This is a genomic window from Lysinibacillus sphaericus (assembly GCF_006864135.1).
In the GTDB taxonomy this organism is placed as follows: Bacteria; Bacillota; Bacilli; order Bacillales_A; family Planococcaceae; genus Lysinibacillus.
The window spans coordinates 45,893-65,106 of sequence record NZ_SADV01000022.1 but is presented as its reverse complement, the minus strand read 5'-3'; the positions used below and the strand labels follow the sequence as shown (position 1 = coordinate 65,106).

Sequence of the window (19,214 nt, the reverse complement as noted above, 5' to 3'; positions counted from 1 at the left end):
TTGGTACAAAAAATACCCGAAAAGCCAGCGGAAGTAACGTGGACTGACGACCAATGGAAGGCCATCTATGCAAGCGGTCAGGATACACTTGTATCGGCTGCGGCAGGCTCTGGTAAAACGGCAGTTCTTATTAATCGCATGATTGAAAAGGTAGTTGCGATAGAAGATCCCATCAATGTGGATGAGTTACTTGTCGTTACATTTACAAATGCATCTGCTGCTGAGATGCGTCACCGTATGGCGGAGGCGCTTGAAAAGGCTATTGCAGAAAATCCAACTTCCAACCATTTACGACGCCAGCTAAGCCTTGTCAATAAGGCACAAATTTCAACGCTACATTCTTTCTGTCTAGCAATCGTTAAACAGTATGCCTATATGTTAGATATTGACCCAGGCTTTCGTATAGCGAATGAGGCGGAGGTTGCGTTGCTGAGGGACGATATATTGGCAGAAGTATTAGAAGATGCTTACGATTCTGAGGATGAGGCACAAGTTCAAGCAATCTACCACCTCGTTGATAGCTTTACGTCGGATCGTGATGATCAAGCTATTGAAACATTAATAAGCAAGCTATATGATACGTCTCGTGTACATGCAGAACCTCTAAAATGGCTTCGTAGTCTACCAGAGACATATGACTTAGCAGCGGACGTAACCATTGATGATTTAGAGCTGTCGAAATATGTAAAATTAACAGTCAAGCATAGTCTTGAGGAGGCATTCGTTTTAATTTCTGAAATGCGTGCCATAACATTACAGCCCGAGGGCCCAGCGCCATATGCTGAAACCGCAGAAATGGATTTTGCGATGATTCAGGAAGGTATTCGTATTAGTCGTGAAGGAACGTGGCAGGAACTCTTTGATTATTTTGGTACGGTGAAATGGTCAACATTAAAGCGTGTATCAAAGGATACTTTAGTAGATGTGGAGTTACAAGAGCTTGCCAAGAAAAAACGTGAGTCAGCTAAAAAAATTGTCAATAAGCTGAAAGAGACTTATTTTGTTCGTACTCCTGCACGCTTGCTTGAAGAAATACGATTAATGGGTCCGACGATCGGAACATTAGTCGAATTAACAAATATTTTTAGTGAACGGTTCCGCATGGCAAAATTAGAACGAGGAATTATTGATTTCTCGGATTTAGAGCATTTCGCATTGCAAATTTTAACTGTAGAAATTGAAGGTAACTTACAGTCTTCACCTGTTGCACTAGATTTGAAACAACGGTTTAAAGAAGTACTTGTTGATGAATATCAAGATACAAATATGCTCCAAGAAACAATATTGCAGCTTGTGAAAACAGGTAGTGAGCAAGATGGAAATCTATTCATGGTTGGGGACGTGAAGCAAAGTATTTACCGTTTCCGTTTAGCAGAACCGAAGCTTTTTATGCGAAAGTATAGTGAGTTTCTAGAGGCCCCAGATGTAACGGGAATGCGGATAGATTTAAACGCTAATTTTCGTAGTCGAAAAGAAGTGTTGAACGCTACAAACTATGTATTTGCACAAATTATGGGTGAGCGTGTAGGGGAAATTCTTTATGATGAAAATGCTTCATTAAAGCCAGCAGCGCCGTATGATGATAAAGAAGTTCCGGTAGAGCTAGTTATCATGCATCCTCCTGAAGAAGAGGCATTGGACGAAGAGGCGGAAGACATTGCAAGCGATGCCTCTGAACTAGAGGAATTAAAAAAATCACAGTATGAGGCACGTTTTATCATTGAGCGTATTCGGCAGATGATGGAGGATGGGACAACCGTATTCGATACAAAAACGAAGACAGAACGTCCATTAAAATATAGTGATATTGTGATTTTAATGCGTTCAATGACATGGTCAACAGATTTAGTGGAGGAATTTAAGCTTGCGGGAATCCCTCTCTATGCGGAGTCCGCTAAAGGATATTTTGATGCGCTTGAAGTCATGATTATGCTGAATGTACTAAAGGTTGTCGATAATCCATATCAGGACATTCCTTTAGCTTCAGTGCTACGTGCACCATTTGTTGGCTTAACAGAAAATGAGCTAGCAAAAATACGGTTAGCAGATAAAAAAGCACCATTTTATGATGCATTAAGGCAATTTATTCGAAGTGATGGGCATGGTGTGCATTCAGATACTTTTGTCAAGCTTCAACGATTTATGCTAGCATTTGAAAACTGGCGAGATTTAGCACGACGTGGTTCACTGTCAGATTTAATTTGGAAAATTTATTTAGACACGCATTATTATGAGATGGTTGGTGCTATGCCAAATGGTAAGCAACGTCAGGCCAACTTACGCATTTTACATGACCGTGCTTTAATGTATGAGAAAACAGCCTTTCGAGGACTATTTCGCTTTTTACGTTTTATTGATCGTATGCGTACGCGTGGAGATGATTTAGGAACAGCTAAATCGATTGGAGAAAAGGATGATGTTGTACGTCTTGTTACGATCCACTCTTCAAAAGGTTTGGAATACCCTGTTGTCTTTGTTGCAGGGATGGGGAGACCGTTTAATAAAATGGATTTCCACAATCCATATTTATTCGATCAAGATTTTGGCCTTGCCGTGAAGGCAATTGATCCAGAAAATCGTATTACGTATACATCGCTACCATTTTTAGCGCTAAAGGAGAAAAAGGAGCTTGAAATGCGGGCTGAGGAAATGCGTGTATTATACGTAGCGATGACACGTGCGAAGGAGCGACTTATTTTAGTAGGCTCCGTAAAAAATTGGCGTAAGACACTCGAAAACTGGCAGGATGCTCAAAGTTTACCTGTGGATGCCCCATTACAAGAGTATTTACGCGCGAGAGCTAATAGCTACTTTGATTGGCTTGGGCCTGCAGTTGCGAGACATGCAGATTTTGCAAAAATTGCTTCTTCCTCCTATAAGGCATCTGAAGACATATCGCATTGGTGGGTAAGAGCTGTTGAAACAAGCCATTTTGCGTATGACATACAGGCGTTAGAGGATGAGGTACAGCCATTGCTAGAAACGCCAGAGGATGAAGCCTTGCTGTCGGAAATTACGAAGCGTTTTCAAGCACATTATGCATTTCAGACATCAACACAAAAACGCTCAAAAACATCTGTAAGTGAAATAAAGCGTTTAGAAAATTTACAGCGACAGGAGGAGCCTGAATATTACTTTTCAGTACCTTCTAAGCAAAAAACGACGACTATTGCGCCCCGTCCAACCTTTTTACAGGACAAACAGCTAACAGGTGCAGAAATAGGAACAGCAGTCCATACAGTCATGCAACATGTACCTCAAAACGGCTTTACGGATGTCCAGGAGGTTAAAGACTTTGTCGCTGATTTAGTGGCAAGACAGCTTCTGACCGAGGCGGAGGGGAAAATTGTCCCATGGAAAAAAATATATAATTTCTTTGCAACAGATATTGGACAACGCTTTAAAAAAGCAAAAACAATCCGAAGAGAACTGCCGTTTACGATTAGTAGGGTAGATGAAGATGGTGACGCTCAAATTGTACAAGGGATTATTGATTGCTTATTTGAGGATGAGAATGGTGAATGGATTTTGCTTGATTATAAAACAGATCGTATACAATCACATTTTGCTGAGGAGCCATCGCTAACAAAGGAACTTTTAAACCGATATTGTGTTCAGCTGAGAGTTTATAGTGAGGCGATTGAATCTATCCTTCATATAAAAGTGAGTGATAAGGTTCTATATTTATTCGATATTGAACGGGCTTTACATGCATAAGTGAACACGGTGTAAACAGGGCTATCTGATATCGTTTCATATAAAGAAATGAATGTTAGAGAGCTCTGTTTTCGCCGTATACATAGAGGAGGCTATTTTGTGGAGTTAAAACCGACAATGTTGCAGGAGCGCGTCGCAACATTAGATATTTTGCGAGGTATTAGCTTACTAGGCATTTTACTCGTTAATATGTTTGCCTTTTATTTGCCGATGCCATATATTGATTTGGCATCATGGTTTACAACACCATCTGATATAGTGTGGCAGCAAAATTTAGATATTTATGTACAAAGTAGCTTTTATCCGCTGTTTGCCATGTTATTTGGCTATGGACTTGCTATGCAGTGGCAGAAAGCGCAAAGTCGTGATCAAAATTTTTATGCAATAGGACTGCGAAGACTTTCTGTATTATTTGTATTTGGTTTGCTCCATGCTGTGCTCATTTGGTGGGGCGACATTTTGATGATGTATGCATTTTGCGGCATTTTTTTATTGCTTTTACTACGTCTTCACCCTATTTGGTTATTGTCAATAGGTATTGTGATTAACGGTGTTATGCAAGTTTTTATGTTATTCATTGTAGGATATATTAATTTTAATATGAAAATTGATGAGTATTTAGATATTACTTCGGTAGAGCAGGCGATAACTTCTTACGGAACGGGCAGTTGGATGGATGCATTTATGCAACGTTTAACCGATTTATCTGTTCAGGCGGGGATCGGCATGTGGTTTGTAGCGTTATTTACAATTTTACCATTTATGTTAATGGGTGCCGCGGCATCTAAATGGCGTTTAGTGGAACGAGCAAGGGAGCTAAAATGGCTTTGGCTGGCATTAGCAATAGCTGGATTAGCAGTTGGCATTTTTATTAAGAGCTTACCAGTCATGTTTACGCGTACTTATTTGCTAGACTACTTGAAAGTTTACATAGGTGGTCCAATTTTAGCAGTTGGCTATACAGGGCTCATTGTTTTACTTTGTTTACTTCCAGTTATATCAAAGCTGCTTAGTCCTTTTGCAAAAATGGGGCGCATGTCATTAACGATGTACATACTTCAATCAATCATTGGAACATGTTTATTTTATCAATTTGGATTTGGCTGGTATGGAAAAGTGAGCGTCGCAACAGGTGTGTTAATTGCAGTCGGTATTATTATTGTCCAAATGATTGTGGCAGAAATTTGCCTAGCGAAATGGCAACAAGGCCCGTTAGAGGCTTTATGGCGCAAGTTAACGTATAAGATGAAAACTAAAGCAGGGTAATTGTTGAGGGCTTGACTCTCGTGCAAAAAAACGCACAATCTGCGGTGGAAATTAGCGTTCATTTTCAATGTGAGGGCAACATAAAGTTAATGAACACGTCTTATTTAATAACAATAATTAATTACGATTTAGCTTATTATTAAATGTTTGGGATAGTAAATGTTAAACCGTATGTTATTTATCTTCATTATGAAGATAAAGCCTCTGGCGGATGTCATGGATTTTTAAAGGAATGAATAGCGTCAGCAACAAATGTTTTCTGTAGCGAAAGCGAAGCGTCAGCAACAAATGTTTTCTGTAGCGAAAGCGAAGCGTCAGCAACAAAGCGCCCAGTCGGAACGGAAATCAACCACACGTTATGGTGAAAAAACACAAATTATTCGGAATAAAAATAGTTATCGTAAAAGTAAGGCAATTTCTATAATTTTGTTGTATCATGTAGAAAAAAGAAGGAGCTCTGAAAATCATGAAAATTTTATCGTTTAAATTAGGTGGACATGTAAGTTTTGGACCAAAAGTAAAAAAAGAAGAAGCGGTATGGGATGTACTCGCTATTCAAAATGAACTTCAAGTTCTCCCTTCTTTTTCAAGTTCAATTGTAGATGGCATTGCTCTAGGCTTTGATTTTGTTGAACAGATTCGTAAATTAGTAGAAGCCGCTGAAAAATCAGACCGTGCAGAAAGTTTCAAACGTGAATTTACAGTGATCGAGTGGTTATCACCGATTCCACGTACACCAAAAAACATTATGTGTATTGGGAAAAACTATGATGAACATGCTAAAGAAATGGGGACAGAGGCAGCTCCAATAGACTTAATGGTATTTACAAAATCTCCGACTGCTATTGCAGCTGATGGCCAAACAATTTCTATTCATGCTGATCTTTCATCAAAAATGGATTATGAAGGCGAATTAGCAGTTGTCATTGGTAAGCGTGGTAAAAATATTCCGAAAAACTTAGCATATGATTATGTATTTGGCTACACGATTGCCAATGATATAACAGCTCGTGATTTACAAGAAAAACATAAGCAATTTTTCTTAGGAAAAAGCTTGGAAGGAACTTGTCCACTTGGACCTTACCTTGTAACAAAAGATGAAATTCCGAATCCACAAGATTTAACAGTGGTAACAAAAGTGAACGATGAAGTGCGTCAAAACGGCTCAACAAAAGATATGATGTTCACTGTAGAATCATTAGTATCGATTTTATCTCAGCATGTAACATTAGAGCCAGGTGATGTTATTTTAACGGGTACTCCAGCTGGTGTTGGCAAAGGCATGAATCCGCCACAATTTTTAAAAGCTGGGGATACTGTGAAAGTGTCTATCCAGGGCATCGGTACTTTAGTAAATAATTTTGAATAATATTCCAAATCCGCGTGAGTTTACCTCCGCGGATTTTTACCTTCTTTAAGTAATTATTTTTTGTAGCGAAAGCGAAGCGTCAGCGGCAATGATGCCGAGGCATCATTGGTATATATTACGTGAGCACTATTGTAATGTTTGAAACCCTTTCCATCACATGGTAGGATAGAGTTTGATAGAAAAAAGAATATGAGGTGGGAAAATAATGAATTTCTTAACTAGCCAAACGCATTTGCATATTACCACTTGGGTAGTTGCAATCGTAATCTTTTTAATTGCAGCATTAATGGGCAAGCAGTCAAAAGGCTTACATATGACATTACGTTTATTCTACATTTTAATTATCATTACTGGTGGGGCACTATTCTTCAAATACCAAGCTAATGATCCAATGCAATATGGTCTTAAGTTCTTAGGTGGTATTTTAGTCATTGGTATGATGGAAATGGTATTAGTTCGTAAAAAGAAAAATAAACCAAATGGTCTATTTTGGATTTTATTTGCAGTATTCTTATTCATTACATTATATTTAGGCTTCAAACTGCCAATAGGACTACGTTTCTTGGCATAATTATTTAGAAAAGTCGTGAAGATTTCGCTTCACGGCTTTTATTTTTGATGGAAGTTGAATTGCTCAGGTAACTCGAAAAACTGCTCGGGTCCCCGCCCAAGCCACTGAATGAATTGATAGTAAAAGTTGACACCTTTTTGTCGTAATTAATTTTGCATTTTCGGAAAATATTTTTAAATGATAGCGACGTGCCTATTTTATTTGGTAAAATGACGATGGATTGGTTTGAAAGAGAGGGAATAAATGTGAAATTCAAGAAGTGGATAAGTGCGACAGCTGCATCGCTTTTACTAGCAACTTCATTAGTGAGTGCTACACCAATTGCGTATGCTGATGAAGCATCGACAAGAACGATTGCAGAAGAAAGCATCTATGATTTACTCGTTGACCGTTTCTTTAATGGTTCGGGCACTAACGATTTTGATACAAATACGCAAGACGCTACTAAGTTTGCAGGAGGCGATTTTGTAGGCTTACAGGAAAAACTAAAATTTATCGGAGAGATGGGCTTTACAATCGTTTCTATTGGTCCGATTTTTACCACTGAGAAATATGATGGATCGATGCCGACGAGCTACTCTACAATTGAGCGTCATTTTGGTACATCTGAGGAATTCCAAAGCGTCATTGAGGCCTATAAAGCTAAAAATGTATCGATCATGGTTGATTTCCCGCTAAACAACGTAAGTCCGAATCATGAGTGGGCAAAAGATCCAGCGAAAAAGGATTGGATTGCTTCAACAAATAATGGACAAGTACAGTGGGACTTAACAAACAAAGATGTACAAGAAGCACTTATTAAATCAGCAACAGATTTTGTCTCTACATATAATGTTGGTGGGGTGCGTTTAACAAATATTGCTGGTGTCGATACAGGATTTATCAATGAAGTGATTAAAGCAGTAAAAGATTCAAAAAAATCGCTCTATGTGATTTCTAATGAAGAAAGTGATGCAAACTTTGATGCAAGTATTTCACCGGCTACGGCTGATATTTATCGTAATATATTTAAAAATGTTGATATGGATTCTTCTAAGTTGATGGAACCTTTTACGGGTGAAAAGCCAACTCAAATTATGGTGGATTCCCTAGAAACGCGTCGTTTCACATTTGATTCTGCAACAGAAAATATGTTCCCACCAACGCGTTTGAAAATGGCGATGGGTGCTTTATTTATGATGCCAGGAATTCCAGTTGTGCAATATGGTACAGAAATTGCGATGAACGGGGAAACCAAGCCCGATACACATCAAATTTTTAACTTTAAAACAGATGATGAATTAATCGAATATATTAAAAATGTTCAATCGTTACGTAATAAATCTGAGACATTACGCAACGGTGATTTTGACGTTATTACCAATGAAAATGGCCTGCTTGTATTTACACGTACATCCGATAAAGAAAAATGGGTCATCATGGTTAACAACACTAGTAAAACACAACGCGTTGATTTAACACCTGCTCAGCTTGGGGAAGGTAAAATGTTAAATGGTATTATCCATCAAGAAAAAGTTCGTATTAATGAAAAAGACGTGTATCCGGTTATTTTAAATCGTGAAATGGTAGAGATTTATCAAGTTAGAGATGATGAAGGATTAAATGTACCTTATATGGTAGCGCTAGGATTAGTATGGGTTATATTCATCGGATTCGTAGTTGTTATTATTAGACGAGGTAAAGTACGTCGTAATGAGCAAGATGCTCAATCATAAAGGGTGCTTCACCCCTTAATGATTTTACAGGTAGTTAATACAAGATAAAATGATAGACCCCCTCAACACTTTTTAAGTGCGGAGGGGGTTTTTTGTTAAGCTTGATAGCTTTTATTCGTAAAGAAGATAGCAATTGTACCTGGTCCAACGTGTGAGCCGATTGCTGAGCCAATCATTGTTACTTGAATGGCTTTTGGCGAAAATCTTTTTTGGATAGAAGCCTTTACTTCGTTGGCAAAGTCCACATCATCACTATGACTAATACCAACAATTTTATCAGAAAAATCATCGCCGCGTTCTTGCATTAAATCTAACATCCGAGCGATGGCTTTTTTGCGCCCGCGAGATTTTTCAATCGGCACAAGCTTACCGTCCTCTACATTTAAAATTGGTTTAATGCTTAGGAGCCCTCCAAGAAATGCGCTTGCCTTTGATACACGCCCACCTTTAGCAAGGTAATCTAAATCCTCAACTGTAAATAAGTGTTCCATTTGTGGGGTAAGAGCTGTGATTTTTGCTTCGATTTCTTCCAATGAAGCACCTGTATTTCGAAGTCGAACCGTTTCTTCGACTACTAGGCCAAAACCAAGTGAAGCACATTTAGAATCGATAATAGCTAATTTAAGGGAGGGATATTGCTCCTGCACTTGATTGCGAATCATGACCGCCGTATTATAGGTGCCTGATAATTCCGATGAAAAGGCAATATAAATCCCTTCCTCTTCATTCTTTGCTAGATTTTCGAAATGGTTGAGAAAAATCTCTGGTGATACTTGGGATGTTTTTGGGCGAGCACCTTGACGAATAGCATCGTAAATTTCTTTGGAATCAATTGAAATGACATCATCATATTCATTATTGTTCAATTGCACTCGTAGTGGAAGAAGTTCAACATTGTTTTCTTCATAGTAAGACTTTGGTAAATCGCATCCACTATCAGTAAAAATTTTCATCATTTGTCCCCCTAATTTAATATTCTATATGAGAAGTTTTCAAATACCTATACTACATAACAGGTGAACAAGTGTCGAGCTTTCACTTTCCACTCTATGTTTCTCAAAACTATTTCGAATGAAATATTATATAGATATATTATCATATCGAGTTTCAATATAATTGCAACCTAAGATGTTTAACTTTATTCAATAAGTACCCATCGAATAAAGAGTACTCTTGAATAAAGTTAAACAGAAAAAAATGGGGTATTTATTTTCAAATTACTACTTAACTAGGTTAATTTCAAGCGATCGATGAGTATTTTAGCGATGCCATCGTCATTATTGGTTGTAGTAATTTCATTGGCAATATTTTTTAAAGAAGGAATACCGTTGCCCATTGCTACACCGATACCTGCATAATCGATCATTTCTAAATCGTTATCTTCATCACCGAATGCAATAATACGCTCGCGTGGGATTCCTAAATCTTTTGCTACATGAGCGATTCCTACTGCTTTATTTAAGCCACGGTGAACAATCTCAATAATGTGAAGTGGTGCACCCCAACGGCGATGTTCAATAACCTCTGCATGAACAGCCTGTAAATGATCACGAATAATCATGGAATTTACTTCATTCGCTTGAATTAGTAAACTAGTTGGGTCATCAAGTAAATGAGTATAGAGATCTCCAAGAGTAATTTTTGGATTCCCCATATTAAAAATATTTAATATCCGTTCATCTTCTGTATGCACATAAATATCGTCCTTAATCTCAGCAATGATATTTTCGTATTCATAGCTATTGATGGAATCGACGACATCATGCACTACGCCTAAATCAATAGGAGTATGCATAGTTTGCCAAGCAGCATTTTTTGGGTGGTGGACGTAAGCACCATTAAAATTCACGATGGGCGTTGTAAGGCCAAGCTCGTGATAGTAAATATCACTCGCACGATAAGGACGACCTGTAGCAATCATCACTTGATGGCCATGTTCTTTTGCCTGCAATAATGTTTTTTTAGTTTTTGCTGAAATTTGTTGTTGGTCTGTTAATAACGTACCATCTAAGTCCAAAACGATTAAATGCGGTTTCATAGCTTATTGCCCCTTTCCTATAATTTGAATAGTATCTCTTTGTAAACCATTCGTCAAAATTTTGTCACAGTGAGAAAAGTTTGCTAACATAAAGATGAGACAAAAATTGGGAGTGACAAAGATGATTGTTGAAAAAGAATTGTGGGGAAATATTCCTTTATTACATATACATACGGAAAATATGAATGAAGAAACCCCGGTTGTGATTTTTTTACATGGCTTTATGAGTGCAAAAGAACATAACTTACATTATGCATACCAATTAGTAGGCAGGGGGGTGCGTGTCCTATTACCAGATGCAAAATTACATGGCGACCGTAATGAAGGTCTATCTGAGATGAAAATGAGCTTACATTTTTGGGATATCGTTTTAAATTCTATTCATGAAGTTGAACAATTATATAATGAATTAAAGAATAAAAAATTATTATTGAATGATAAAATTGGCGTTGCTGGTACATCGATGGGTGGAATTGTAACATCAGGCTGTTTAAAGCGTTATGACTGGATTAATACAGCAGCAGTATGTATGGGTGCGCCAGGGTTTCTTAAATTAGCGGAGTATCAATTACAGCAATTCGCTAAAAGCGGTGTGAATTGGCCAATGACCGAAGAAGAAGTACAACAAACGAATGAGCTTCTTGCTAAATATGATGTCAGTCTAACACCAGAAAAATTCGCAGGAAGACCTGTGTTATTTTGGCATGGGGAATTAGATAAAACCGTTCCTTTTAATGAAACGTATAATTTTTATTTATCTTTACGCAAATACTATGAAAAAAGTCCAGAAGACTTAAAATTCTTAGCAAATAAAAGAGCGGGTCATGCTGTGTCTCGAGACGGTATGTTAGCAGCAACTGAATGGCTTGCACAGCATTTGGCATAATAAGATGCATCTGCTATGATTAAGTTAACACTGTGACGGAAGGAGAAATACAGATGGATCAAGATATGAAAGACAGCATGTTAGGTGCATTAGAAAATGTAATTGACCCTGAGCTTGGTATTGATATCGTCAACTTAGGTTTAGTATATGATGTGGAGTTAGATGAAGAAGGTGTAGCAACTGTTACAATGACATTAACTTCTATGGGTTGCCCGCTTGGACCTGTTATTGTTGATCAAGTGAATACAGCTTTAGGTGAGCTTCCAGAGGTAAAAAGTACAAATGTCAACATTGTATGGAATCCACCTTGGTCAAAAGATAAAATGTCACGCTATGCAAAAATGGCATTAGGTGTACGCTAAGTCCACTTAAAGCACGATAAAAAATCCCCGCTTGCAACAGTAAGCGGGGATTTTGCGTGTAACATTTAATCGATACGACATATTTGTAACGGACAATTTTCACAGGCAATTTCATCCTTTAAAAATTGTAGATCGTGAATAGTTATATAACCTTTTTCGAAGGAGACGATATTATGCTTCTTTAAGTCATTAAGCATGCGATTAATCATTTCGCGACTCGTCGCACATAAATTAGCAATTTCTGTATTTGTTAATGGGAGGTCAATATAAATAGTGTCATTTTCTAAAGGCTTACCATAAGTATTTGAAAGGCGGATGAGTGTTGAAAATAAAGCGCCCTTTTTACCATTTAAAACTAAATCGCGCAAACGACTTTGATGTTTTAAATTTTCTGTTTGCAACCACTTCATATATTCCACCATTAAATTAGGTTGTTCTACTAGTAAAAGTTCCAATGATTCAAGGCTTAGAACATATAAACTAGAGGGTTCTAAAACTTTAGCAGTCATGGAATTATACGTAAAGTTACAAAATAATGAGCCTTCTCCAATAATACTATCAGGACCACAAATACGAATGGTTAATTCCTTCCCATTCTCCGTTTCCTGGCTAATCGAGATAGCTCCTGTTTTTATATAATAAATTTCTTGCGCACGTTCGCCCTCTAAAAAAATTTTACTATCCTTATTTACTTTAATAAAAACACCGTGCTTTTGAAAAAGATCGTGAAATTTTTCTTGTATATTATCCATTATAACCATATTTCCAACACATCGCTTTCTTTTTGTAAAAAATGTTAATTATTACAAAAGGATGGTGAACAATTTCGATACTAAATCTAAGAAACATACTTTTATTATAACGTAATTTTCCAGTTATAAGGGGAGAAATTTTAGGGCTAATTCTTTGCGGAGGTTTGTCGTGTGTTGTAAAATAAAGTTAGTCAAAAAAGGTCAAACATTTTTTTGTGAAACAGAATGGCGAACGGGATTCCGCTTAACATTATTGAAAAGGAGTGCTAAATATGCAATTTCAACAAACTAATGACAAAAAACCATTAGAACAATTTGGACGTAATTTAATTGAAGAAGTAAAAAATGGAAAAATGGACCCGGTAATCGGCCGTGATGAAGAAATTCGGAATGTTATTCGTATTTTAACACGTAAAACGAAAAATAATCCTGTTTTAATAGGTGAGCCGGGGGTTGGTAAAACAGCAATTGTAGAAGGGTTAGCCCAACGTATCGTAAAGGGCGATGTGCCTGAGGGGTTAAAGGATTGCATACTGTATGAGTTAGATATGAGTGCTTTGATAGCAGGTGCTAGTTATCGTGGACAATTTGAAGAGCGCTTAAAAGGTGTTTTAAAAGAGGTAAAAGACTCAGAGGGGCGCATCATTTTATTTATAGATGAAATTCATACGATTGTTGGTGCAGGTAAAACGGATGGTGCGATGGACGCTGGGAATATGCTGAAGCCAATGCTTGCACGAGGTGAGCTACATTGTATCGGGGCTACAACATTAGATGAATACCGTATGTATATTGAAAAGGATCCCGCTTTAGAGCGTCGTTTTCAACAAGTACTTGTACGTGAGCCATCTATTGAAGATACCGTTTCCATTTTACGCGGCTTGAAAGAGCGCTTTGAATTACATCATGCAGTACGCATTCATGACCGTGCGATTGTAGCAGCAGCAGGCCTTTCAGATCGCTATATTACAGAGCGTTTCCTGCCAGATAAGGCTATCGATTTAATCGATGAAGCATGTGCGATGATTCGAACAGAAATTGATTCCATGCCACAGGAATTGGATGCAGTAAAACGCCGTATTATGCAGCTTGAGATTGAGGAACAAGCACTACGTAAAGAAAAGGACGAGGCGAGTAAAAAGCGATTAGAACAACTCAGTGAGGAATTAAAAAAGCTGAAAGAATCTTCTGAGGGCATGCTGAAACAATGGGAAACCGAAAAAGAAGTGTTACATGGCATTCAGAAAAAACGTGAAAAACTTGATAAATACCGCCGTGATTTAGATGAAGCAGAAAGTAAATATGATTTAAATAAAGCAGCCGAACTACGTCATGGGAAAATTCCTACGCTTGAAAAGGAAATTCAAGAGATGGAAAAACAATTTGAGAATGGTACAGAATCACGTATTTTACGTGAAGAGGTAACAGCTGATGAAATTGCATCTATCGTTTCACGATGGACAGGGATACCGGTGACGAAATTAGTAGAAGGTGAGCGTGAAAAATTATTGCGCTTAAAAGATACATTGCATGAGCGTGTAGTCGGACAAGATAATGCTGTACAACTTGTTACAGAAGCGGTATGGCGTGCTAGAGCTGGTATTAAAGACCCGCATCGACCAATTGGTAGCTTTTTATTTTTAGGGCCAACAGGTGTTGGTAAAACAGAGCTTGCGAAGGCACTAGCGGCACAGCTGTTTGATTCTGAGGATCATTTTATTCGCATTGATATGAGTGAATATATGGAAAAACATAGTGTATCACGTCTTGTAGGGGCACCTCCAGGCTATATTGGCTATGAAGAAGGTGGTCAATTAACAGAAGCTGTTCGCCGAAATCCATATTCAGTAGTGTTATTAGATGAAATTGAAAAAGCCCACCCTGATGTTGCAAATATTTTACTGCAAATATTAGATGATGGACGCATTACGGATAGCCAAGGTCGTATGGTCAACTTTACGAACGCAGTGGTCATTTTAACTTCTAACATTGGCTCAAGCTATTTAATGGAAGAGAAGGAAGACGATGTTGCAGTTGAGGATTTAGTGATGGCTGCACTGCGTCAACACTTTAAACCAGAGCTGTTAAATCGTATGGATGATATCATTATGTTCCATGCGTTATCGGATGTCCACTTCACAGCGATTGCTTGGAAATATGTCGAACAGCTTGTCAAACGAGTTGCAGAGCAAGACATTACTTTACAAGTAGAACAAAATGTAATTGACTGGGTTGTAGAACAAGGAGCAGATGCTCAGTTTGGCGCTAGACCACTAAAACGCTTCGTGCAACGCTATATTGAAACTGCGGTTGCAAAAGAATTGCTTCGAGGTGAAGTATTACCAGGTGAAACATTGCACATTAGAATGCATGATGGCCATTGCATAGTTGAAAAATAACAAAAAAACCTGTTACGCATTGAGCGAAACAGGTTTTTTCTAGTTGAATTAATGATTGTCTGCAGCTTCTGGAGTTGACTCGTTTGGAATAACTGCACCGATGATGAAAATAAGAATTGTAAATACAACTGATGTGACAACAGCAGTTGGGAAATAAAAATCTACACCAAGTACAGAACTTACTACGTAGTTTAACATTGAAACTAGTAGGAATGACCATATGAATGTTACGATATATTGCATTAATTTCACCTCAACCGAACTTTTTTATATCATTATCATATCATAACATAAATCGAAAAAAAAAGAACCTTTTCTGTGAAACATGGCGAATTTGTCACAACGATAATCCTACTTTTGTACTTCATGTAATTTCATTGGTATCGGCGAAATTCGAAGACGTCGTAAATGCTGATTGCTAGAGTGTCCGTGGTTGTTTGAATCTGGAAAAATAATCGATTGGTTCATGCCTACTTTCGATTTCCAGTTGCACGAAGTGTATCTTTTCTTAGATTCTACATTAATGTAGAACATGATTTTTTCATTATTGTTGGCATGTATAATTATTATCATTGTTTTAATGAGTGAAGAAGTTATAGAGAAAAAGAACTAGTGAAGAAAAGGTTGTAGTATTAGAGTTCATACTCACTGCAATTTTATTTTATGGTGAAAAGGGCTAGCATATGGTTATCTTTTATTCAAACTAATGTTGAGTTCTAACGTATCTCATACCGAATTGGGTCATCTGTGCGTTGGTCATTTTTGATTTGAAACTTTTTTACATATCATTCGTATTATAACTAGACAATTCGAATTGATAGAACTGAAAAAAGGGAGAAATGAAATTTTGAACCATTGAATGAAACAATTACTTTTTGTGATTTACTTAATTACCATTGCGGATGCGTATTACTCAACGTTGTTTATTGAACCGAAAGCACCACCGCAACACCAGACCATTAAAGCGTCAGCCATTACGTTGATACAACTACGGTAGCAAACCTAACAAAAAGAAATGTACAACACGTCGTTTGAAACCTTCTGTACTGCAACACATCAAGCGATTTCTTCAGAGCATTAAATGTTCCAAAGAGAATATGATCCTTAACGACCTATTAGAGAATAGATTGGACATACGCAGATTCATGCGAGAGCCACCTTTCATCTTTTTACGCTATCGACTTTTACGTTGTTGATAATTTATATATGAACAAAGCTAAAGCTGCAGATTTATTGCAGCTTTTTTTCATTAACCGCCATTTTTAAATTTTTCAGCTTCACTTATCCTCAAAAGTTTGCTTTTTCTTGCATCAGCTCTAAAAGTTGGAGATGACATTTGTTAAATCGTATGCAATGTATATAAGTTGATTTACGTTCCAGATGGGTGATTCCTTAGGATTTATCGGATGCCCCAAGTCGGAACGGAAATCAACCCCACGTTAGTAATGAGGAACGTTAAATTTAATTCATCTTGCACCTCTCCTTCGTTATGAGTTATAATTAAGACCAGTTACTAATAATTGATAGTAAGAAAGCAGAGGGGTTGCTAAATGAACGCTGGTATTATAGGAATTGGCAAATACGTTCCGGAGAAGGTCGTTACAAATTTTGATTTAGAAAAAATGATGGACACTTCGGATGAATGGATTCGAACTCGCACAGGGATTGAAGAACGCCATTTTGCAGCAGATGACCAAGAAACTTCAGATTTAGCAGTAGCTGCTGCAAAAGAGGCTATTGCAAAAGCAGGTATTACAGCAGAGGAAATAGGCTTAATACTTGTAGCAACAGTAACACAAGATCAAAATTTTCCAAGTGTAGCATGTATGGTTCAGGAGCAAATTGGAGCAGTCAATGCAGCTGCGATGGACCAAGCAGCTGCTTGTGCAGGGTTTATATATAGTTTAGTGACAGCAAAGCAATTTGTAGAATCAAATGCTTATAAATATGTCTTAGTAGTAGGTGTTGAAAAGCTGTCGAAGGTACTTGATTGGGAAGACCGAAATACCGCTGTGTTATTCGGTGACGGTGCAAGTGCAGCAATTGTTGGTCCAGTATCAGAAGGTAGAGGTATTTTATCATTTGAGCTTGGAGCTGACGGTACAGGTGGAAAGAATTTGTATTTAACACAGCAGGATACAATCGCTATGAATGGCCGTGAAGTATTTAAGTTTGCAGTTCGTCAAATGGGTGAATCTGCTGTAAACGTTTTAGAAAAAGCAGGTTTAACAAAAGACGACGTAGATTTTTTAGTGCCGCATCAGGCGAATATTCGAATTATGGAATCTGCTCGTGAGCGTCTAGAACTACCACCGGAAAAAATGTCGAAAACGATTCGTAAATATGGTAATACATCGGCAGCGTCTATTGGTATTTCCTTGGTAGATGAGCTTGAGGCAGGTAAGATTAAAGATGATGATTTATTAGTACTTGTTGGATTTGGCGGTGGCTTAACATGGGGTGCCGTTACAATTAGATGGGGAAAATAAAAAACGAAAAATGCTTGAGGGGAGTAAGACAATGAGTAAACGACGAGTAGTAATTACAGGAATTGGCGCAGTTACACCACTAGGGAATAGCATCGAAGAAACATGGACTAACATTAAAGCAGGGAAATCTGGCGTTGGCGAGTTAACACGTTTAAATAAAGATCTTTTCGCAGCGAAAATTGCCGCTGAAGTGAAAGACTTCAATATTGAAAAGTATATTGAACGTAAAGAAGCTCGTAAAATGGATCGCTTTACACAGTATGCCTTAGCAGCGTCTATCATGGCGATGGAAGATGCACAATTAACAATCGATGAAGAACTAGCACCACGAGCAGGTGTCTGGATTGGCTCTGGAATCGGTGGTATGGAAACATACGAACAACAATTTTTAACATTCCAAGAGCGCGGAGCAAGACGTGTAAGTCCATTCTTTATTCCAATGATGATTCCAGATATGGCTTCAGGCCAAGTGTCGATACACTTTGGGGCAAAGGGCATTAATTCTTGTTCAGTAACTGCTTGTGCTTCAGGTACAAACTCCATTGGGGATGCTTTTAAAGTAATTGAGCGTGGCGACGCAGATGTTATGATTTCTGGTGGTGCAGAGTCGCCAATCGTTACGATGGCAGTAGCAGGCTTCTGCGCAAATACTGCATTATCTTTAAATACAGATCCAGCAACAGCTTGCCGTCCATTCGATAAGAATCGCGATGGTTTCATCATCGGTGAAGGTGCGGGTATTGTTATTTTGGAAGAGTACGAGCACGCAAAAGCACGCGGTGCAAAAATCTACGCAGAAGTTCTTGGCTATGGTGCAACAGGGGATGCGCATCATATTACCGCTCCAGCTCCAGAAGGAGAAGGTGCTTCTCGTGCAATGATGCAAGCTTTAACTGATGGAGGCGTAGAAGCTTCACAAGTAGACTATATTAACGCACATGGAACAAGTACACCATATAACGATTTATTTGAAACACAGGCAGTAAAAACAGTCTTTGGTGAACATGCCTATAATCTTGCAATGAGTTCTACAAAATCAATGACAGGTCACTTATTAGGTGCAGCTGGTGGTGTTGAAGCTATTTTCACAGCGCTAGCACTTAAAGAAGGCATTTTACCACCGACTATTAATTTAACAGATCCAGATCCAGATTGTGATTTAGATTATGTACCGAATGAAGCTCGAAAAGCAGAGATTAAATATGCTATGAGTAACTCACTTGGATTTGGTGGACACAACGCTAGTCTACTATTCAAAAAAATTGAGGAATAATTAAGTAAAACTATAATCAGTGGGGATTTCATCATCCCTACTTTTTTTATTATTAAAAATTAGAGTGTCATGTCAAAAGATACACGCTATGTAAAGTGGTTGATTGGAGCGGAGGCTAGGCGACCCTTTGGGGCTCAACGAACGCCCCTAGGAAGCTTTGCTCTGTGCGAAAGCGAAGCGGCAGCTGCAAAGCGCCTAGCCGGAACGGAAATCAACCCCTCGTTTTGCAGAAGAACCTTACGTTATTTGATATGATCAACATAAAAAACGTCAGCCTAATTTACATGGCTGACGTCTTTTTTTATAGTTTTGTGAATAGATGATAATTAAGAAGAAATAGAAAGGATGCCCTTATCTTGTTCCGACTCTTTTTATTT

The 19,214-nt window shown here is 38.0% G+C and carries 14 protein-coding genes; 10 read left to right on the top strand and 4 right to left on the bottom strand.

Going from position 1 to position 19,214, the window contains the following annotated elements:
* From addA to C7Y47_RS19560, 5 genes are all read left to right on the top strand, one after another.
* On the top strand, positions 1–3,717 hold the full coding sequence (gene addA, locus C7Y47_RS19580; RefSeq protein ID WP_142510282.1) for a helicase-exonuclease AddAB subunit AddA: 3,717 nt from the start codon (positions 1–3) through the stop codon (positions 3,715–3,717).
* 99 nt (positions 3,718–3,816) lie between these two features.
* The gene (locus tag C7Y47_RS19575) at positions 3,817–4,983 is read left to right on the top strand and encodes a DUF418 domain-containing protein (protein ID WP_142510281.1); all 1,167 of its coding nucleotides are present in this window, start codon (positions 3,817–3,819) and stop codon (positions 4,981–4,983) included.
* Between the two features lie 466 nt (positions 4,984–5,449).
* The gene (locus tag C7Y47_RS19570; RefSeq protein ID WP_142510280.1) at positions 5,450–6,352 is read left to right on the top strand and encodes a fumarylacetoacetate hydrolase family protein; all 903 of its coding nucleotides are present in this window, start codon (positions 5,450–5,452) and stop codon (positions 6,350–6,352) included.
* 205 nt (positions 6,353–6,557) lie between these two features.
* Positions 6,558–6,923, top strand: coding sequence for a YisL family protein (locus C7Y47_RS19565; protein WP_142510279.1), 366 nt, complete (start codon positions 6,558–6,560; stop codon positions 6,921–6,923).
* Positions 6,924–7,168: 245 nt separating this feature from the next.
* Positions 7,169–8,638, top strand: a complete 1,470-nt coding sequence (locus C7Y47_RS19560) for an alpha-amylase family glycosyl hydrolase (protein WP_142510278.1) — start codon at positions 7,169–7,171, stop codon at positions 8,636–8,638.
* Between the two features lie 95 nt (positions 8,639–8,733).
* On the opposite strand, the gene C7Y47_RS19555 is transcribed toward C7Y47_RS19560, so the two are convergent.
* Together C7Y47_RS19555 and C7Y47_RS19550 are read right to left on the bottom strand one after the other, a co-directional pair.
* Positions 8,734–9,591 (bottom strand): DegV family protein, encoded by an 858-nt coding sequence (locus C7Y47_RS19555; RefSeq protein WP_142510292.1) that lies wholly within the window; start codon positions 9,589–9,591, stop codon positions 8,734–8,736.
* A gap of 275 nt (positions 9,592–9,866) precedes the next feature.
* Positions 9,867–10,676, bottom strand: a complete 810-nt coding sequence (locus tag C7Y47_RS19550; RefSeq protein ID WP_142510277.1) for a Cof-type HAD-IIB family hydrolase — start codon at positions 10,674–10,676, stop codon at positions 9,867–9,869.
* A 121-nt stretch (positions 10,677–10,797) separates the two neighbouring features.
* Here C7Y47_RS19550 and C7Y47_RS19545 point away from each other — a divergent pair, with 121 nt between their 5' ends.
* On the top strand, positions 10,798–11,562 hold the full coding sequence (locus C7Y47_RS19545) for a prolyl oligopeptidase family serine peptidase (protein ID WP_142510276.1): 765 nt from the start codon (positions 10,798–10,800) through the stop codon (positions 11,560–11,562).
* Between the two features lie 53 nt (positions 11,563–11,615).
* Positions 11,616–11,924 (top strand): metal-sulfur cluster assembly factor, encoded by a 309-nt coding sequence (locus C7Y47_RS19540; RefSeq protein WP_100545611.1) that lies wholly within the window; start codon positions 11,616–11,618, stop codon positions 11,922–11,924.
* 65 nt (positions 11,925–11,989) lie between these two features.
* On the opposite strand, the gene C7Y47_RS19535 is transcribed toward C7Y47_RS19540, so the two are convergent.
* Positions 11,990–12,676, bottom strand: coding sequence for a Crp/Fnr family transcriptional regulator (locus tag C7Y47_RS19535; protein ID WP_142510275.1), 687 nt, complete (start codon positions 12,674–12,676; stop codon positions 11,990–11,992).
* 272 nt (positions 12,677–12,948) lie between these two features.
* Between C7Y47_RS19535 and C7Y47_RS19530 the strand changes: the two genes are divergently transcribed.
* Positions 12,949–15,075: an ATP-dependent Clp protease ATP-binding subunit gene (locus C7Y47_RS19530; protein ID WP_142510274.1), complete on the top strand. Its 2,127-nt coding sequence runs from the start codon at positions 12,949–12,951 to the stop codon at positions 15,073–15,075.
* 48 nt (positions 15,076–15,123) lie between these two features.
* Here C7Y47_RS19530 and C7Y47_RS19525 read toward each other — a convergent pair whose 3' ends face one another.
* A complete protein-coding gene (locus C7Y47_RS19525) occupies positions 15,124–15,318 on the bottom strand; it encodes a YjzD family protein (protein ID WP_142510273.1) in 195 nt (64 codons plus the stop codon).
* Positions 15,319–16,625: 1,307 nt separating this feature from the next.
* On the opposite strand from C7Y47_RS19525, the gene C7Y47_RS19520 reads away from it, so the two are divergent.
* Both C7Y47_RS19520 and fabF read left to right on the top strand, forming a co-directional pair.
* A complete protein-coding gene (locus C7Y47_RS19520; RefSeq protein WP_142510272.1) occupies positions 16,626–17,564 on the top strand; it encodes a beta-ketoacyl-ACP synthase III in 939 nt (312 codons plus the stop codon).
* Positions 17,565–17,595: 31 nt separating this feature from the next.
* Positions 17,596–18,837: a beta-ketoacyl-ACP synthase II gene (gene fabF / locus C7Y47_RS19515; RefSeq protein ID WP_142510271.1), complete on the top strand. Its 1,242-nt coding sequence runs from the start codon at positions 17,596–17,598 to the stop codon at positions 18,835–18,837.
* Positions 18,838–19,214: the final 377 nt, after the last annotated feature.

Bases quoted from the DNA above. Each gene is read 5' to 3' on its own strand.
- fabF (WP_142510271.1), top strand. From the start codon at position 17,596: ATGAGTAAACGACGAGTAGTAATTACAGGAATTGGCGCAGTTACACCA.
- C7Y47_RS19570 (WP_142510280.1), top strand. From the start codon at position 5,450: ATGAAAATTTTATCGTTTAAATTAGGTGGACATGTAAGTTTTGGACCA.
- C7Y47_RS19550 (WP_142510277.1), bottom strand. From the start codon at position 10,676: ATGAAACCGCATTTAATCGTTTTGGACTTAGATGGTACGTTATTAACA.
- C7Y47_RS19525 (WP_142510273.1), bottom strand. From the start codon at position 15,318: ATGCAATATATCGTAACATTCATATGGTCATTCCTACTAGTTTCAATG.
- C7Y47_RS19545 (WP_142510276.1), top strand. From the start codon at position 10,798: ATGATTGTTGAAAAAGAATTGTGGGGAAATATTCCTTTATTACATATA.
- C7Y47_RS19555 (WP_142510292.1), bottom strand. From the start codon at position 9,591: ATGAAAATTTTTACTGATAGTGGATGCGATTTACCAAAGTCTTACTAT.
- C7Y47_RS19530 (WP_142510274.1), top strand. From the start codon at position 12,949: ATGCAATTTCAACAAACTAATGACAAAAAACCATTAGAACAATTTGGA.
- C7Y47_RS19540 (WP_100545611.1), top strand. From the start codon at position 11,616: ATGGATCAAGATATGAAAGACAGCATGTTAGGTGCATTAGAAAATGTA.
- C7Y47_RS19535 (WP_142510275.1), bottom strand. From the start codon at position 12,676: ATGGATAATATACAAGAAAAATTTCACGATCTTTTTCAAAAGCACGGT.
- C7Y47_RS19520 (WP_142510272.1), top strand. From the start codon at position 16,626: ATGAACGCTGGTATTATAGGAATTGGCAAATACGTTCCGGAGAAGGTC.
- C7Y47_RS19565 (WP_142510279.1), top strand. From the start codon at position 6,558: ATGAATTTCTTAACTAGCCAAACGCATTTGCATATTACCACTTGGGTA.